Here is a 14114-nt window from a genome sequence, read left to right as displayed (position 1 = left end):
GTACAATCTCGGCTAAGAGATCGCCCGAACGTACAATCTCGGAAACTCGGGAAACTCGGGAATCTCGGGAAATGAAGGATGCCAATGGATCAGCCGACGCTGCGCGGGCTGCTGCGCGATCCAGAGCTCGGGTTGCGATTGGTCTCAGGAGCGCCGGATGCCTTGGACCGCCCGCTGCGCTGGGTGCACTCCACCGACCTCGCCGATCCGACGCCCTTCCTCGCCGACGATCTGGCACTGCTGACGACCGGAAGCCAGCTCGACGGATCGGTCACGGCATCCGCGTATGTCGCGCAGCTGACTGCGCGGGGTGTCATCGGTCTCGGGTTCGGCACTGGTGTTCGGCATCCTGAGCTTCCGTCCGATCTGGTCGCGGCGTGCGACGAGTCGGGGCTGCCGCTGTTCGAGGTGCCATATCGCACACCGTTCATCGCCGTTGCCCGTGCGCACGCCGAAGCGATTGCTGCTCAGGCATACGCCAGGCGCAGTTGGGCGCTGGACACGCAGCGGGCGTTGGCCGTGGCGGCTCTTCGCAGGCACGGGCTGGCTGCGATCATCAGCGAACTCGGTCGCCGGCTCGACGCCTGGGTGGCGATGTTCGATGCGTCCGGCACGCTCACGATCGAGCATCCGCCTGGCGGGATCCCCGCCCCGACGCGAGAGATCCTTGCGGGGCACGTCGCAGAAGTGCTGACGCGAGGAGCGGAGACCGGTCGCTCGATCGTGGTCGACGAGCAGACGATGCAACTGTTCACACTCGGTCGCCCGCGAGGTCTGCGCGGCGTGATCGCGATCGCTACCGCGTCGCTGGATGCCGAGGCACGCGCCGTCGTCACGTCGGTCATCGCGATGGCGGGGCTGGCCCTCGAGCAGACCGATCAGTTCGTCAGCGAACGCCGCCGCCTGCACACGCAGCTACTTCAGTCACTCTTGCTCGACAATGAGACGCTGGCTCGGCGCGTGCTCTCGTCGCTGCCGACAGGGCACGTCATCGTGGCGGTGGCAGTGGGCGCCCTCCCCGAAGCGCTGGAGGAGTGGTGGGAGCGACGCCGAGCGGAGCGCGGATCACGATCGTTCCTCGCGGTGTCGGATGACGGCTCGGGCTCTAACTCGGCTCATGGCTCTGGGAACGGCATCGTGATCTGCCTGCCGGAGGCGGATGCTGTGCTGCTCGACGAGGCCGCGGAGCGCTTCGGCATCCGCATCGGCGTCTCGGAAGCGACCCCGTACTCGGCGTTCTCCCGCGCGCATGCGCAGGCGCTCAGTGCGCTGCGGCGGGGCGGCAGCGGTGGCACGAATCCAGGGGCGACCCGCTTCGCCGAGACGGCGGCATCCGGCATCCTGTCTGCCCTCGCCACCGATGATGCACGCCTGATCGCAGAGTCGCGGCTCGCACCGCTGCGCGAGAATGACGCGGACCTTGAGCAGTCACTGCGGGTCTGGCTCGAGCACGACGCCCGGTTCGAATCCGCCGCCTCAGCTCTCGGCATCCATCGCCACACGCTGCGCTCGCGCGTGGCGAAGGCATCCAAGCTCCTGGATGTGGACCTCGCAACGTTCCCCGCCCGTGCGGAGCTATGGTCGCTACTCCTCGCATCCCATTGACCGTCGGTGCCCCGGGGTGTCGCCGACGCCCCGGGGCACCGACGCTGGCAGCATGGGGCGCGGGCGACAACCAGGGGCGTCGGCAGCGGGCCCGCCCGCTCAGCCCAGGTTGTCGGACACAATCTCCATCGCGTGCGTGCGGGCCTCGCGCGCGTCGGCACCGCGCTCAGCAGCCACAGCAGCCGCGAAGACCTCGGTGAACACCAAATAGGCGACGCGCGAGGTGTGCTCCAACTCATCGCGGAAGCTCACACCGCTCGGTGTGATCACCAGCGACAGCGTTGCAAGCTCGGTCAGCGCCGACGAAGCGAACGACGTCACCGCGATGACCTTCGCCCCGCCGCGAGCTGCCGCCGCAGCAACGCGCAGCGTCGCCTCGTTCGCGCCGGACCCGCTGATGATCAGGCAGACATCGACGGCGGTGAGGTGCCGCGCGGCGATCTGCTGTGCGATCGCGTCGGCAATGAACTCCGCCGGACGCCCCGATGCCGTCAGCCGCATCGCCAGATCACTCGCGATCGGCGACGACAGCCCGTTGGCGAGCACGAGCAATCGCCCCGAGGATGCCGCGAGGCGCACGGCTTCGGCCACATCATCCGGATCCAGCAGACTCGCCAGCGCCGGCAGGGATGCCGCGACCCGATCGATCTCGCTGCGCATCCGCCCGAGCACGCCGGGGCCATGATCTGCGACCGTATCGCCCGCCTGACCAAGTTCGGCGGCGAGCGCCACCCGCAACTGCGGATAGCCCCGATAGCCGAAACTCTGGCACGCGCGCACGACGGTCGCCCGCCCCACGCCTGCGCGGTCGGCGAGCTCCTGCGCGGTCCATTCCACGACGGCATCCGGCTGCTCAGAGATCAGCTCCGCGACGCGACGTTCGCTGGGTCCGAGCGTGTTTCCCACGCTGGCGATGCGCACCGACGGCGGCGTACTAGACGAGAACACGGGCACGGGCTCCCTCCATGATGCGGCGGCGGATCGCGCCGGATGCCCAGTCGATCAGCATCGTGACGATGATGACGACGATGAGCAGAACGCCCACCGTTGACCACTCACGGTACTGCGTGTACGAGGTGAGCATGTCACCGATTCCGCCGACGCCGATCAGGCCGAGCACCGCGGAGGAGCGCACGTTGATCTCGAAGCGGTAGAGCCAGAACGACCAGAAGGTGGGAGCGGCCTGCGGCCACACTCCCCAGCGCAGCACCTGCGAGGTGCTGCCTCCGGCCGCACGGGCGGCTTCGATCGGGCCAGGTGCGACACCTTCGACGGCCTCATAACCCCATTTGCCGAGCGTGCCGATGCCATTGATCGCGAGCGCCAGTGCGCCGGTGAAGGGTGTGAGACCGGTGACCGAGAGAATCACGATCGCGATGATGATCTCTGGTACCGCCCGGATCAGCGAGAAGAAGCCGCGCAGCAGCGCACGCAACCACGCCGGACCGAATCCACGCGCGGCAAACAGGCTCAAAGGAGTGGCGAGCAGGATGCCGAGGACAGTGCCGACCCACGCCATTTCGACACTTCGCCAGGTCTGCCACAGCGCCTCTGGGAGCTTCTCCCAGTTCGGCGAGCCGAACATAAGGAACAGATACCGGATGATCTCGGCCGGCAGATCGGCAAGCCGCACCCAGTTGATGTCGATCGACCAGAACGCGAGCACGACGATACCGGTGACGACGACCCAGCCCGCGACGAGCCAAGGCCTGCGCGGCTTGCGGGGCACGGCGATCTTGTGGGGCACGGTGATAGCGGCGCTCATACCAGCCTCCGTCGAATGGCGGAGCTGACAACGTCGATCACGACGACGACCACGAGTATCTCCAGGATGATCAACGACAGCTGGTCGTAGCGGTAGAAGGTGCGCACTGCGTCGATGAGCAGTCCCATGCCGCCCGCGCCGACGAGGCCGAGAACGGTGGATGCGCGGACGTTGAGTTCGAACACGTACAGCGTCTGGTTCGCGAACGCGGGCCAGGCATCGGGCAGCGCGAGAGTGCGGTTGATCTTCGCCTGGGTGGCCCCGACTGCGCGGCCGGCCTCAAGGGGACCCGCGTCGTTCGTGTCGATTGCCTCGGAAACGAGCTTGACGAGGATGCCGACGTTGAACAGCAGCAGCGCCAGGATGCCCGGCAGCGCCCCGACTCCGACCATCGCGACGAGGACCGCCGCGTAGAGCAGATCCGGCACGCTGCGGACAATGTTCAGGATGCCGCGGACGATGATTCGCGCCGGCGCATTCGGGTTGGTGCTGCGCGCGGCCCAGAAACTCAGCGGCAGCGACACCAGGGCACCGATCGCGGTGGCGATGACTGCCATCTGCAGCGTCTCGATGAGAGGTGCGACCGTGCGTGGGAAGAAGCTCCAGTCCGGCACGAGCAGCTGCAGGATCTTGCCCGCGCCATTTTGCCAGTTACGCGCGATCGCGCCGAAGTCCACATCGATGCCGATGCCGGGCAGACACATCACGACAGTGATCGCCACGATCACGAGAGCGATCGCTGGCGCCTTCCACCGGCCACCCGGCCGCTCGGGCAGCTCGAGCGGCTTCTGCTCGAGCTGGCTCCGATCCACCCCGTTCCGTTCTGGCCCGTTTCGTTCTAGTGGCGTCGCGCTGCTCACGACAGTCGATCTTCCGGGCTGATCGAGCGCCCGTAAATCGCCTCGAAGTCCGCATCCGTGGCGCTTGCGGCAGGTCCGTCGTAGACGACCTCGCCTGCGCGCATCCCGATCATCCGCACGCCGTATTCGCGGGCGAGGTCGAGCAGGTGCAGGTTGACGACCACCGTGATGCCGAGGTCGCGGTTGATGCGGCGAAGGTCTGCCATCACGCCGTGCGCCGTGGGCGGATCAAGGCTCGCGACCGGCTCATCGGCGAGCACGATGCGCGGTTCCTGCGCGAGGGCACGGGCGATCGCGACGCGCTGCTGCTGACCGCCGGACAGGTTCGAGGCACGCTGGTAGAGCTTGGACAGGATGCCGACGCTGTCGAGCGCACGGTAGGCGAGCTGCTTGTCGCTCTCGGAGTACGTGCCGAGCAGGGTGCGCCACAGCGGGGTGTGCGCGAGACGTCCGACCAGGACGTTTTGCAGCACGTTCGCGCGCCCGGCGAGGTTGAAGCCCTGGAACACCATGCCGATATCGCCGCGCAGTCGGCGGAGCGCCCGGGGCTTTGCGCCGCTGACACGATGCTCCCCCACATCCAGCGTTCCGCCGGTGACGGGCACGAGGCCGTTGATCGTGCGGATGAGCGTCGACTTGCCAGAACCGGAGAGTCCGACAACGGCAATCATTGACCCGGCGGGAATGTCGAGCGAAACGTTCTTCAGCCCGACGGTGCCGTTCGGATAGCGCACGGTGACGTCGTCGAGCCGGATGGACCACGGCGTGGACGCCGCAGCCGAAGCTGCGACGTCCACGGTGTGAATCAGGTCGGGCATTTACTGCAGTCCCAGAGCCTGCGCCGCACGAGCGACGACGTCGAGGGAATCCGGGTTGGCCGGTGCGAGCTTGGTGATCGAGTAGACGCTCTCCAGGATCGCGGAGCCCTCTTCGGTGTCAGAGAACTCGGCGAGCGCGGTGGTGATGCGCTCCTGCAGTTCAGGCGAGAGGTCCGCTGACAGCGCGACGCCGTCGTTCGGGATCTCCTCGGTCAGAGCGAAGACGACGACCTTCTCGCCGACATCCGGGGTGTCCTTGACGACAATGGTGCGGGCATCCCAGAAGCTGAAGCCAACCTCGGCGTCGCCGTTGTAGACCGCGAGAACGGATGCGTCGTTCGCCGTCACCGGGATCTGCTGGATGTCGTTGTCGGTGTCGAGGCCCGCCTCCTGCAGCGCGAGGATCGGGTAGATGTAGCCGGCCGGAGAGCCGGGGCCGAGGACGGCGACGTTTGCACCCTCAACCTTGTCGATGCTGTCAAGGCCCGCGGGGCCACTCATCGCGTCGGCGCCGTTGCAGAACAGCATCCCATCGCGCTCGACCGGGGTGTCATCGCAGTACTTGTCGGGGTTGATCGTCATGAACTGCGCGGGGTAGGTGATGTTGCCGTTGCGCTCGGTCTGCAACACAACGGATGCGTCATACATGTCGTTTGCCTGCCACAACTGCAGCGACGGGAGGAAGCCGATCTGCGCCTGGCCCGCGCCCATGGCTTCGACAGCAGCCTGGTAGTCCTTCGAGACCACACCGGTGACCTCGATGCCGAGCTCCTCGGAGAGGTACTCGGTCAGCGGAGCGGCGGTGTCGACGAGGCCGTCCTGGTCCTGCGAGGGGACCAGTGCAAGCACGAGCGATTCGGGGTCAGCGGCCGGAGTGACGGCTTCGCCCTCAGCCGGGCTTGCGGAACAGCCGGCGAGCGCGACAGTCAGCAGTACGCCGACAGCGGCAAGACCGGTTGCAGAGCGACGAAGAGTAGAAGTTCGCATGATCATCCTTCGGTATGGGTATGGGTGTGAGTGGCGGAGTCGGTGAGATCGTGGGTGGCGCCCAGCCATTCCTGCAGCGCAGGCAGCAGCGCGGTGAGGGTCGGGGCGCGAAAGGTGGGTACGGCATCGGGGTCGGCGAAGTCGCCAACAAGGGCGGTCGCCTGGCCGCGACGATGAACGGGCGCGAGATCGTTGTGCCAGATGTCGCCGATGCTGAGCACCCTGGCATCCGTGGGCAAATCCTCAAGAACAGCGTCGAGGCCTGCGGGCTTGCCTGCGCCCGTCACGATGCGGTCGAAGAGGCCGTTCAGACCAAGCGCTTCGAGCGCTTCGGTGAGGCGGATGTCGGGGGCATTGGTGACAAGGATGCGGTCGGCACCGGCGCCGGCGTCTGCGAGGAACTCGGCGAGGCCATCGGGTGCGGTGATCGGCGCGAGCTCGGTGGCGAGTTGACCGCGGCTGGCGAGATAGGCACGGCTGAGCTGTGCGGCATCCGCACCTGCAGCCTCGGCCGCACGACGCACGGTGTCGTAGCCGTCGAGTGAGCCTTCGTCGCCGGCGGCGAGGGCTTCGCGGATGCCGTCGATGAATCCGATCGGATTGCCGAGCTCTGCGGCCACCTGCTGTGCGTAGGCGAACACTGGGCCGTCGCCGAGGGCGATTGTGCCGTCGAAGTCGAAGATGATGGTGGTGCGGTTGTTCACAGGGTGCTTTCTCTCGCGTTCTCTCGTACAGCGTGGACGCTTCGTCCAGTATGGAATGGCTCTATGGACGATCTGACCACATCTCGTGAACAGCGTGTAAACAGTTCTTACTCTCGGCCGCAGTTCTTTTCTCTCGGTCGCTTAGTGTTGTCGCCGTGACCGAACCCGCCGTTCATTTCCTTGATGCCGCCTCCGCCCGCGCTGCGCGCGACACCGCATCGGATGCCGCAGCCGCCGTAGGCGTGCTCGACTGGTTGACGACGAGCATCGCTCGCGACCGCGCCGAGGGCCGCTTCGACGTCTGGGGGCGATCCACCGTGATCGACGAGAAGGTCGGCAAGCCGGTGCTGAAGCGGGCGGTGTTCGAGCATCTCCACGAGCTCGCCGGCGCCGAGGCAACGTGGCCGGTCGGCAACGCCGGGGTGCTGCACTGCTACGGCTATCTGCTCTCGCGAGTGTCGACGCCCTATGGCCTCAAGCGGGAGCGCTGGCTCGGGCCCGACCTCGCCAGCGCGTACGGTCTGGCAGATGACGCGTTCGTGCCGTGGGCAGGTGATTCGACATTGTTGGAGCGGGCGACGGATGCTTCGGCCGCACTGCTGGCGACGCCCACAGCCTCGCGCACCCTCGTCGTCAACGGCCGCGAGACGGTCGTTGCGCTCAGCGCCACGGCCGGGGCTGGCGCGCTGGCGTATGCCGTGGCATCCGCTGCAGAACCCTTGCTCATCACCACGTTCCCCGTAGCCGATGTCGCCGCGCTGCTAGAGGAGTTCGACGCCGAGCCGCGGCTGCGCTGGAACGCCGTGTGACGCCCCGCGAGAATGGCTTTCTCGCATGAGACAGGACTCCCCTGCGCTTGTCTCGTGCTCTAAACCCATTTTCGCCAGCGCATCAACCGGATGTGAGTCCTGCGCGGAAGCGCTCAACGAGCAGGCCGACCAGCACGGCGGCGCAGCCCCCTGCGGCGAGCGCGAGAGCAAGGAAGAATCCGTCGGCCGTCGGATGCCCGTCCGCCCCGAGATGCGCGGCAAGCACGGCACCGGAGAACGCACTGCCGAACGATCCGCCGACGGTGCGCAGCACCTGGTTGAAGCTCACCGCGCTACCCAGTTCTGCGGCGACGACGCTACGCGCAATGAGAGCGGGCATTGCGGCATAGGTCGTGCCGACGCCCATGCCCACCAGGAGCATCCCAACCAGAATTTCCCAGAGCTCATCGTGCGCAAACAACAGCAGCAGTGAAGCGGTGGTAACCAGTGCAGCGCCGATTGGCAGCAGGGTGGCCATCCGGATCTGCTTCGCCAGATGCCGCACGATCCGGTTGGCGGTGAAACTTCCGACGGAGAACGGAAACATCACGAAACCGGCCCAGAACACCGGCAGTGCAATGCCATACCCGGTCTCGGCCGGGGCCTGTGCGATGAGGCTGCCGATAGACAATGCCATGTACATCACCGTGCCGAGCGTGATCGCGGTCAGGTTCGCGATGAGGGCATCTCGGCTGCGCAGCACGCGCAGATTGATCAGCGGATGCTCGACGCGCAGTTCCAGCAGAACCCAGCCAGTGAGCAGCACGAGTGCCACCGCGAAGCAGCCCAGCGTCGGCAGCGTCACCCAACCCCAGACCGCTCCTTCGCTGACGGCGAGCAGCAGCGCGGCAAGCCCGAAGGCGAGCACAGTTGCCCCTGGTACGTCGAACCGCGCCTGCGGCGCCTGACGGTCAGGCCCGGCCGGGACGGCGACGATCACCACGACCATCGCGGTGATGACGAACAGCGCGGCGAACCAGAACGCCCACTGGTAGTCGAGCGCTCCTGCGATGATTCCGGTCAGCGGGTATCCGATGCCGAGCCCCGTTGCCACCGTCACGGACAGGCTGGCGATACCAGGTGTGCTCTTCTCCGGCGGCAGATAGCGTCGAGCGAGCGCGATCGTCACTGGCACGATGCCGTAGCTCAGCCCCTGCAGCGCGCGCCCGATCAGAAAGATCGTGAAGTTCGTCGCTAGTGCGGCGACGACCGAACCGACGAGGATCACGGCAAGCGCAGTGATCAGCAGTCCTTTCTTGTGCCGACCATCGCTCATCCGCCCCATCACAGGGGTTGCGATGGCGCCGACGAGCAGGTTGATCGTCAGCATCCACTGCGCGGTACTCACCGAGACATGAAGCTCCTGCGAGATCGTGGGCACCAGCAGCATGCCCAGCGAGCTGACGATCGCCGTCGACAGCGCCGCATAGACGAGCGCCGGGAGCAGTCGTTTCCCCTGCGCCCCCTCACTCACCCGTGGGCTCCGCCATGAGCTTGCGCAATACGGGAACAGCGGATGCCAGCACCGCACGCTCCGACTCATCGAGCCGCTCGAGCAGTGCCTCGGCGAGCCAACCCGTGCCCGCTTCGCGTTCGCTCTCCAATGCAGAATGGCCCTGCTCAGTGATCGCGACCATCACCTTGCGGCGGTCGGCTTCGTCACGCACTCGCGCAACGAAGGACAACTCTTCCAACTCGCGCAGCGCCGTCGCGACGGCTTGAGGGGAGATCCGCTCTGACACCGCGAGCTCGGATGCCGTCGCAGGACCCTTTTGGACCAGTCGGTGCAGGATGCCGGCCTTTCCCAGTGAGATCGTCCGCTCTGTGTTGAAGCGACGGATCAATGGCCGCAGTGCGCTGCGGAACTGGGAAGCAAGGCGTGCATCAGGCATCCGACTATTGTACAACCAAATTGATCAATCTAGTTGTCTATCTTCGGCTACCGCCTCAGGCGCGCGAGCGCGCCGAGAGCACTCGCGCGCAGCCCCAGCCCATCGTCAGCACGCCGACGACCACGAAGACCACGCCTAACAACCACATCGCCTGGTCCCAGTAGAAGTACCCGTACGAAAGTGCGTTCATTAGGCGCCCGAGGTCCTCGGGGAATTCCGTGATGGAGCCACCATCACCGAAGGCCCACAGCACGATTCCGAGCGTGGTGATGCTGAGGCCGATGAACACGAAGGCTGTGGTCGAGGTGCGCTTGCCCGACTCGACATGCTGGATGTGCGAGTCTGCCCCGACGACCCCCGGACTGCGCACCGAGAGAACCGGCAGCACGATGATGAGTGCGATCCCCAGTGCGACGCACGCACCGATCGCATAGCCGGCAATCGGCAGCAGGTACAGCTGGCTGACCAGACCTTCGCTCCAGAAGTAGTGGAAGCCGCTGTTCTGGTCGGTCGCCTGAATGATCACGTCGCGCACCCCGGGGAATGCCACCGCGATCGCTTGAATGACGGCGATAGGAACCGCCGCGATCGCCGGAGCAATCAGGCACGCCGAAACGAGCCGGAGCAGCAGCGGCGACACTGAATCGACGCGACGCCAGGTCATCTCGAGCATGCACCATCCGGCATAAACACTCGGGGCTGCGATCGCGAGGTTCCCCCAGAACCGGTCACCACCGGCATCCGTCATCGTTTCGAAGACGCCCCAGACTCCCAGAGCGACCGTCACGATCAACGCCACCAGGTTCGCACCGCTGACCAGCGACCGGATTTCCTCACGCAACTGTCGCCCATCCTCCGTCATATCGTCGCTCTGTTGCGCCATATGCCCTCCCCGTCCCGCAGCCAGGCTAGCGGGAATGCATCCGCCATCGCCGAGAATGGGTTTCCCGCACGGGGCAGGTCCACGCTGCACCTGTTTCGTGCGGCAAAGCCATTCTCGGCGCGCGTGAAGCGCCATCCCGGGCGTTGCGCGACATCCGCTGCGTGAGACACCACGCCCGCGATGGTGTTTCACGCACCGAGGTGACAGCCCCGAATGGCGTGGTGTCTCACCGACGCCGTGGGGCCCGCCGGCCTCCCCCGGCGTCGCCGGGCCAAGCCCTGCCCCACCGGGCGTCGCCGGGCCAAGCCCACATCACCGCGGCGCGTGAGCCTCCAAGAACTCGTACACATCCGTCGTATCCACCCCGGGGAAAGACCCGGTCGGCAGAGTCGCAAGCAGCGTCCGCGGAGTCTTCACATTCGGCCAGGAGTGCTCGCGCCAACGTTCCTCGAGATCGGCTGGAGCCCGGCGGCAGCACACCTCGACCGAGTGCTTCGAGACGCCGCGGTTCTGAGTGTCTCGCCCGACGAACCATTTCGTGTCGTCGAAGCGCACGCCGACGCTCACCGAGTGCAGGCCCTCGCTCGACGCCTCCACCCTGGCCGTGCACCAGTAGGTGCCGTTGCCCGTGTCGGTGTACTGGTAGTACGGGTTGAACCGGTCGTCCTCATCGAACACGACGCGACTGGTCCATCGGCGGCAGCACATCTGCCCTTCGATCGATCCGAGCCGATCGGTCGGGAAGTTCACGTCGTCGTTCTCGTACGCCTTGGTGATCGTGCCCGACTCGTGCACCTTGAGGAAGTGCACCGGAATGTCGAGGTGCCGGGTCGCGAGGTTCGTGAACCGGTGCGCCGCGGTCTCATATGACACCGAGTAGGCGTCGCGAAGGTCTTCGATCGAGATCGCCCGGCGCTCCTTCGCGGCCTTCAGCGCCGGCACGACGTGTGCCTCCGGGATGAGCAGCGCGCCGGTCAGATAGTTCGTCTCCACCCGCTGGCGCAGGAACTCGGCATAGCTGCGCGGCTCGGCGTGCCCGAGCATCCGGCTCGATAGTGCCTGGAGAACGGCGGTGCGCGCATCGCCCTTCGCCGGCACGCTGCTCGACAGATACAGCCGGCCGTTCGCGAGATCGGCGACGCTGCGCGTGGTCTGCGGCAGGTCGGGCGCATAGTGCAGCGTGAACCCCAGATAGGCGGCGATCTCGGATGCCGTGCGCTGAGTCAGCGGACCGCCAGGATGCCCGACGGCAGTCAGAATCTCGGATGCTTTCGCTTCGAGATCAGCGAAGTGATTGTCCTGCCTGCGCATGAGGTGGCGCAGTTCGACGTTTGCGCGGCGCGCTTCTTCCGGCGTCGCGGCACGCTCATCCCTCAGCCGGTCGATCTCACCGTGCAGTGAGAGCAAGGCCTTCAATGCATCCGTCGGCACGCTCTTCGCGATGCGGAATGGCTCGATGCCGAGCGCCCGGAACGTCTGCCCCTTCATCGCCCGCTCCAGCGCGATCTCGACGGCGCTGCGCTCATCGAGCGGTTCGCCCTCCATCAGCGCGTCGATGCCGGTACCGAGCGCCCGCGCGATGGCCTGCAGTTGCGTGAGCTTCGGCTCGCGCTTGCCGGTCTCGATCATCGACAGCTGGCTGGGTGCGCGATCGACCGCAGACGCGAGGTCTTCGAGCGTCATTCCTCGGGCCGTGCGGAGCTGTCGGATGCGCCGCCCGATTGTGAGGGCGTCGGTGTCTTCTGCAACGTCTGCGGTGCTCATGCGGCCGATTCTGTCACGAAAGCAGAATTTTGACGATTCTTCACCCCGCGAATGTGCAGTTGGATGCCAGAACTTCACCCAGAGTGGGTGTCAAGCCACTCAGCTCACACCACCGTCTCCTGGGCCATCAAGCCCATGGCACAGAAGATGCGGGTCACCACCGCCCGCACCCGCACCTTCTGACATCCTCCACCTCCGCGTCACAGAAAGTGCGGCTCCGCTCCAGCCGCACCCGCATCTTCTGGGACGCACCTCATGAAAGGACCTCATCATGCACACGTCAGCTGCACCCACCACCGCTCCAACCCAGACAATCCAGCAGGGGCCGGCCCTCCACGTCACCGGGCCCGTGCGCGAACGGTTCGATGAGATCCTCACCCCCGAGGCGATCGCGTTCCTCACCGAGCTGCACCACCGCTTCGCCTCACGCCGTCACGACCGGCTCGCCGACCGCATGCGTCGCCGCTTCGAGATCGGCAGCGGCCACGACCCCAGCTTCCGCGACGACACTCGTCACATCCGCGACGACGCCAACTGGCGCGTTGCCGGCGCCGGCCCCGGGCTCGAAGATCGCCGCGTCGAGATCACCGGCCCGACCGACCCGAAGATGACCATCAACGCGCTGAACTCCGGTGCGAAGGTCTGGCTTGCTGACCAAGAGGATGCCACGAGCCCCACCTGGCAGAACGTGATCGGCGGCCAGCTGTCGCTGCGCGACGCCATTCGCGGCGAGCTGAGCTTCACTTCTCCCGAGGGCAAGCGCTACGAGGTCACGGCCGAGCAGACCCCGACGATCGTGATGCGTCCGCGCGGCTGGCACCTCGTCGAGAAGCACCTGACCTTCATCGATCGCACGGGCCGCAGCATGGCGGCATCCGCGTCATTGGTGGACTTCGGGCTCTACTTCCTGCACAACGCGAAGGCGCTGATCGATTCTGGTCGCGGCCCGTACTTCTACATCGCCAAGATCGAATCCAGCGAAGAGGCGAAGCTGTGGGATGACGTGTTCACCTTCGCCGAGGACTACATCGGCATCGAGCACGGCACGATCCGCGCGACCGTCCTGATCGAGACGCTGCCCGCGGCGTTCGAGATGGACGAGATCCTGTACGAGCTGCGCGACCACTGCGCAGGGCTGAACGCCGGACGCTGGGACTACATCTTCTCGATCATCAAGAACTACCGCGGCCGCGGCGCACGCTTCGTGCTGCCGGACCGCAGCGAGATCACGATGACCGTCCCATTCATGCGGGCCTACACCGAGTTGCTCGTGAAGACGTGCCACAAGCGCGGCGCCTTCGCGATCGGCGGCATGAGCGCATTCATCCCGAGCCGCCGCGATCCAGAGGTGACAGCAGCCGCCATCGAAAAGGTCTCCGCAGACAAGAAGCGCGAAGCCGGAGACGGATTCGACGGCACCTGGGTGGCGCACCCTGACCTGATCCCCACGGCTCAGGCGGAGTTCGACGCAGTGCTGGGCGACCGCCCGAACCAGATCGATCGCCAGCGCGACGACGTGAACGTGCGGGCAAGCGACCTGCTCGACCTGCGCATCGGGCGCCCGATCACTGCGGCCGGCGTCCGCGGCAACGTGTCGGTTGCGATCCGCTACATCGAGGCCTGGCTGCGCGGGCTCGGGGCGGTGGCGATCGACAACCTGATGGAGGATGCCGCGACCGCCGAGATCTCGCGCTCGCAGGTGTGGCAGTGGATCCACCAGGATCGCGCCACCGAGGACGGCACCCGCATCACGGCCGAGTACATCGAGGGCCTGATCGGCGAAGTGCTGGCGCAGGCAACGCGTTCGGCCGGCGACCGCTTCGATGACGCCGCAGAGGTGTTCCGTGAGGTGTCGCTGGGTAAGGAGTTCCCGGCGTTCCTGACTCTGTCGGCATACTCAAAATTCTTTGTTGAGACCGACTGACCCTGGATGCTCGGAGGGCCGGATGCTGAGGCATCCGGCCCTCCGTCGTGTGTGAGACACCATTCCCGACGTTCCGCGACAGGTTCTGCGTGAGACACCATTC

13 protein-coding genes are annotated in these 14114 nt (G+C 66.2%); 3 read left to right on the top strand and 10 right to left on the bottom strand.

Annotation, left to right across the window (positions count from 1 at the left end):
- Positions 1–84 precede the first annotated feature (84 nt).
- On the top strand, positions 85–1605 hold the full coding sequence (locus AC1C2O_RS16940; protein ID WP_495431614.1) for a PucR family transcriptional regulator: 1521 nt from the start codon (positions 85–87) through the stop codon (positions 1603–1605).
- Positions 1606–1704: 99 nt separating this feature from the next.
- Here AC1C2O_RS16940 and AC1C2O_RS16935 read toward each other — a convergent pair whose 3' ends face one another.
- From AC1C2O_RS16935 to AC1C2O_RS16910, 6 genes are read right to left on the bottom strand one after another with little or no spacing between them, the layout of a single operon-like run.
- Positions 1705–2559 (bottom strand): MurR/RpiR family transcriptional regulator, encoded by an 855-nt coding sequence (locus AC1C2O_RS16935; protein ID WP_495431613.1) that lies wholly within the window; start codon positions 2557–2559, stop codon positions 1705–1707.
- Positions 2540–3370, bottom strand: a complete 831-nt coding sequence (gene phnE, locus AC1C2O_RS16930; protein ID WP_495431612.1) for a phosphonate ABC transporter, permease protein PhnE — start codon at positions 3368–3370, stop codon at positions 2540–2542. The genes AC1C2O_RS16935 and phnE (AC1C2O_RS16930) overlap by 20 nt, the downstream gene beginning before the upstream one ends.
- Positions 3367–4182, bottom strand: coding sequence for a phosphonate ABC transporter, permease protein PhnE (gene phnE, locus AC1C2O_RS16925; RefSeq protein ID WP_495431611.1), 816 nt, complete (start codon positions 4180–4182; stop codon positions 3367–3369). Before phnE (AC1C2O_RS16925) ends, phnE (AC1C2O_RS16930) begins: the two co-directional genes overlap by 4 nt.
- Before the next feature lie 44 nt (positions 4183–4226).
- Positions 4227–5048 (bottom strand): phosphonate ABC transporter ATP-binding protein, encoded by an 822-nt coding sequence (gene phnC, locus AC1C2O_RS16920; protein ID WP_495431610.1) that lies wholly within the window; start codon positions 5046–5048, stop codon positions 4227–4229.
- On the bottom strand, positions 5049–6035 hold the full coding sequence (locus AC1C2O_RS16915) for a phosphate/phosphite/phosphonate ABC transporter substrate-binding protein (protein ID WP_495431609.1): 987 nt from the start codon (positions 6033–6035) through the stop codon (positions 5049–5051).
- A gap of 2 nt (positions 6036–6037) precedes the next feature.
- Complete coding sequence (locus AC1C2O_RS16910; protein WP_495431608.1) at positions 6038–6739, bottom strand: HAD family hydrolase; 702 nt, start codon at positions 6737–6739, stop codon at positions 6038–6040.
- 155 nt (positions 6740–6894) lie between these two features.
- On the opposite strand from AC1C2O_RS16910, the gene AC1C2O_RS16905 reads away from it, so the two are divergent.
- Positions 6895–7548 (top strand): amino acid deaminase, encoded by a 654-nt coding sequence (locus AC1C2O_RS16905; protein WP_495431607.1) that lies wholly within the window; start codon positions 6895–6897, stop codon positions 7546–7548.
- Between the two features lie 82 nt (positions 7549–7630).
- Here the strand turns inward: AC1C2O_RS16905 and AC1C2O_RS16900 are convergent, their stop codons facing one another.
- From AC1C2O_RS16900 to AC1C2O_RS16885, 4 genes are all read right to left on the bottom strand, one after another.
- Entirely contained in the window at positions 7631–9022 is a 1392-nt protein-coding gene (locus AC1C2O_RS16900; RefSeq protein ID WP_495431606.1) for an MFS transporter, read from the bottom strand.
- Positions 9015–9440 carry a MarR family winged helix-turn-helix transcriptional regulator gene (locus AC1C2O_RS16895; protein WP_495431605.1) on the bottom strand — a complete coding sequence of 142 codons (426 nt, stop codon included), beginning with the start codon at positions 9438–9440 and terminating at the stop codon, positions 9015–9017. Before AC1C2O_RS16895 ends, AC1C2O_RS16900 begins: the two co-directional genes overlap by 8 nt.
- Before the next feature lie 55 nt (positions 9441–9495).
- Entirely contained in the window at positions 9496–10323 is an 828-nt protein-coding gene (locus AC1C2O_RS16890) for a hypothetical protein (RefSeq protein WP_495431604.1), read from the bottom strand.
- A 312-nt stretch (positions 10324–10635) separates the two neighbouring features.
- A complete protein-coding gene (locus tag AC1C2O_RS16885; RefSeq protein ID WP_495431603.1) occupies positions 10636–12087 on the bottom strand; it encodes a helix-turn-helix domain-containing protein in 1452 nt (483 codons plus the stop codon).
- 271 nt (positions 12088–12358) lie between these two features.
- Here AC1C2O_RS16885 and aceB point away from each other — a divergent pair, with 271 nt between their 5' ends.
- Positions 12359–14011 (top strand): malate synthase A, encoded by a 1653-nt coding sequence (gene aceB, locus AC1C2O_RS16880; RefSeq protein ID WP_495431602.1) that lies wholly within the window; start codon positions 12359–12361, stop codon positions 14009–14011.
- Positions 14012–14114 lie beyond the last annotated feature (103 nt).

This window comes from Microbacterium sp. Y355 (genome assembly GCF_059445345.1).
Note: the sequence above shows the minus strand (reverse complement) of the source record. Positions and strands in the feature narration are given on the sequence as shown.

Coding starts and splice junctions, on each gene's coding strand:
- AC1C2O_RS16940 (WP_495431614.1), top strand. CDS start 85: ATGGATCAGCCGACGCTGCGCGGGCTGCTGCGCGATCCAGAGCTCGGG.
- phnE (WP_495431612.1), bottom strand. CDS start 3,370: ATGAGCGCCGCTATCACCGTGCCCCACAAGATCGCCGTGCCCCGCAAG.
- phnC (WP_495431610.1), bottom strand. CDS start 5,048: ATGCCCGACCTGATTCACACCGTGGACGTCGCAGCTTCGGCTGCGGCG.
- AC1C2O_RS16915 (WP_495431609.1), bottom strand. CDS start 6,035: ATGCGAACTTCTACTCTTCGTCGCTCTGCAACCGGTCTTGCCGCTGTC.
- AC1C2O_RS16895 (WP_495431605.1), bottom strand. CDS start 9,440: ATGCCTGATGCACGCCTTGCTTCCCAGTTCCGCAGCGCACTGCGGCCA.
- AC1C2O_RS16890 (WP_495431604.1), bottom strand. CDS start 10,323: ATGGCGCAACAGAGCGACGATATGACGGAGGATGGGCGACAGTTGCGT.
- AC1C2O_RS16885 (WP_495431603.1), bottom strand. CDS start 12,087: ATGAGCACCGCAGACGTTGCAGAAGACACCGACGCCCTCACAATCGGG.
- aceB (WP_495431602.1), top strand. CDS start 12,359: ATGCACACGTCAGCTGCACCCACCACCGCTCCAACCCAGACAATCCAG.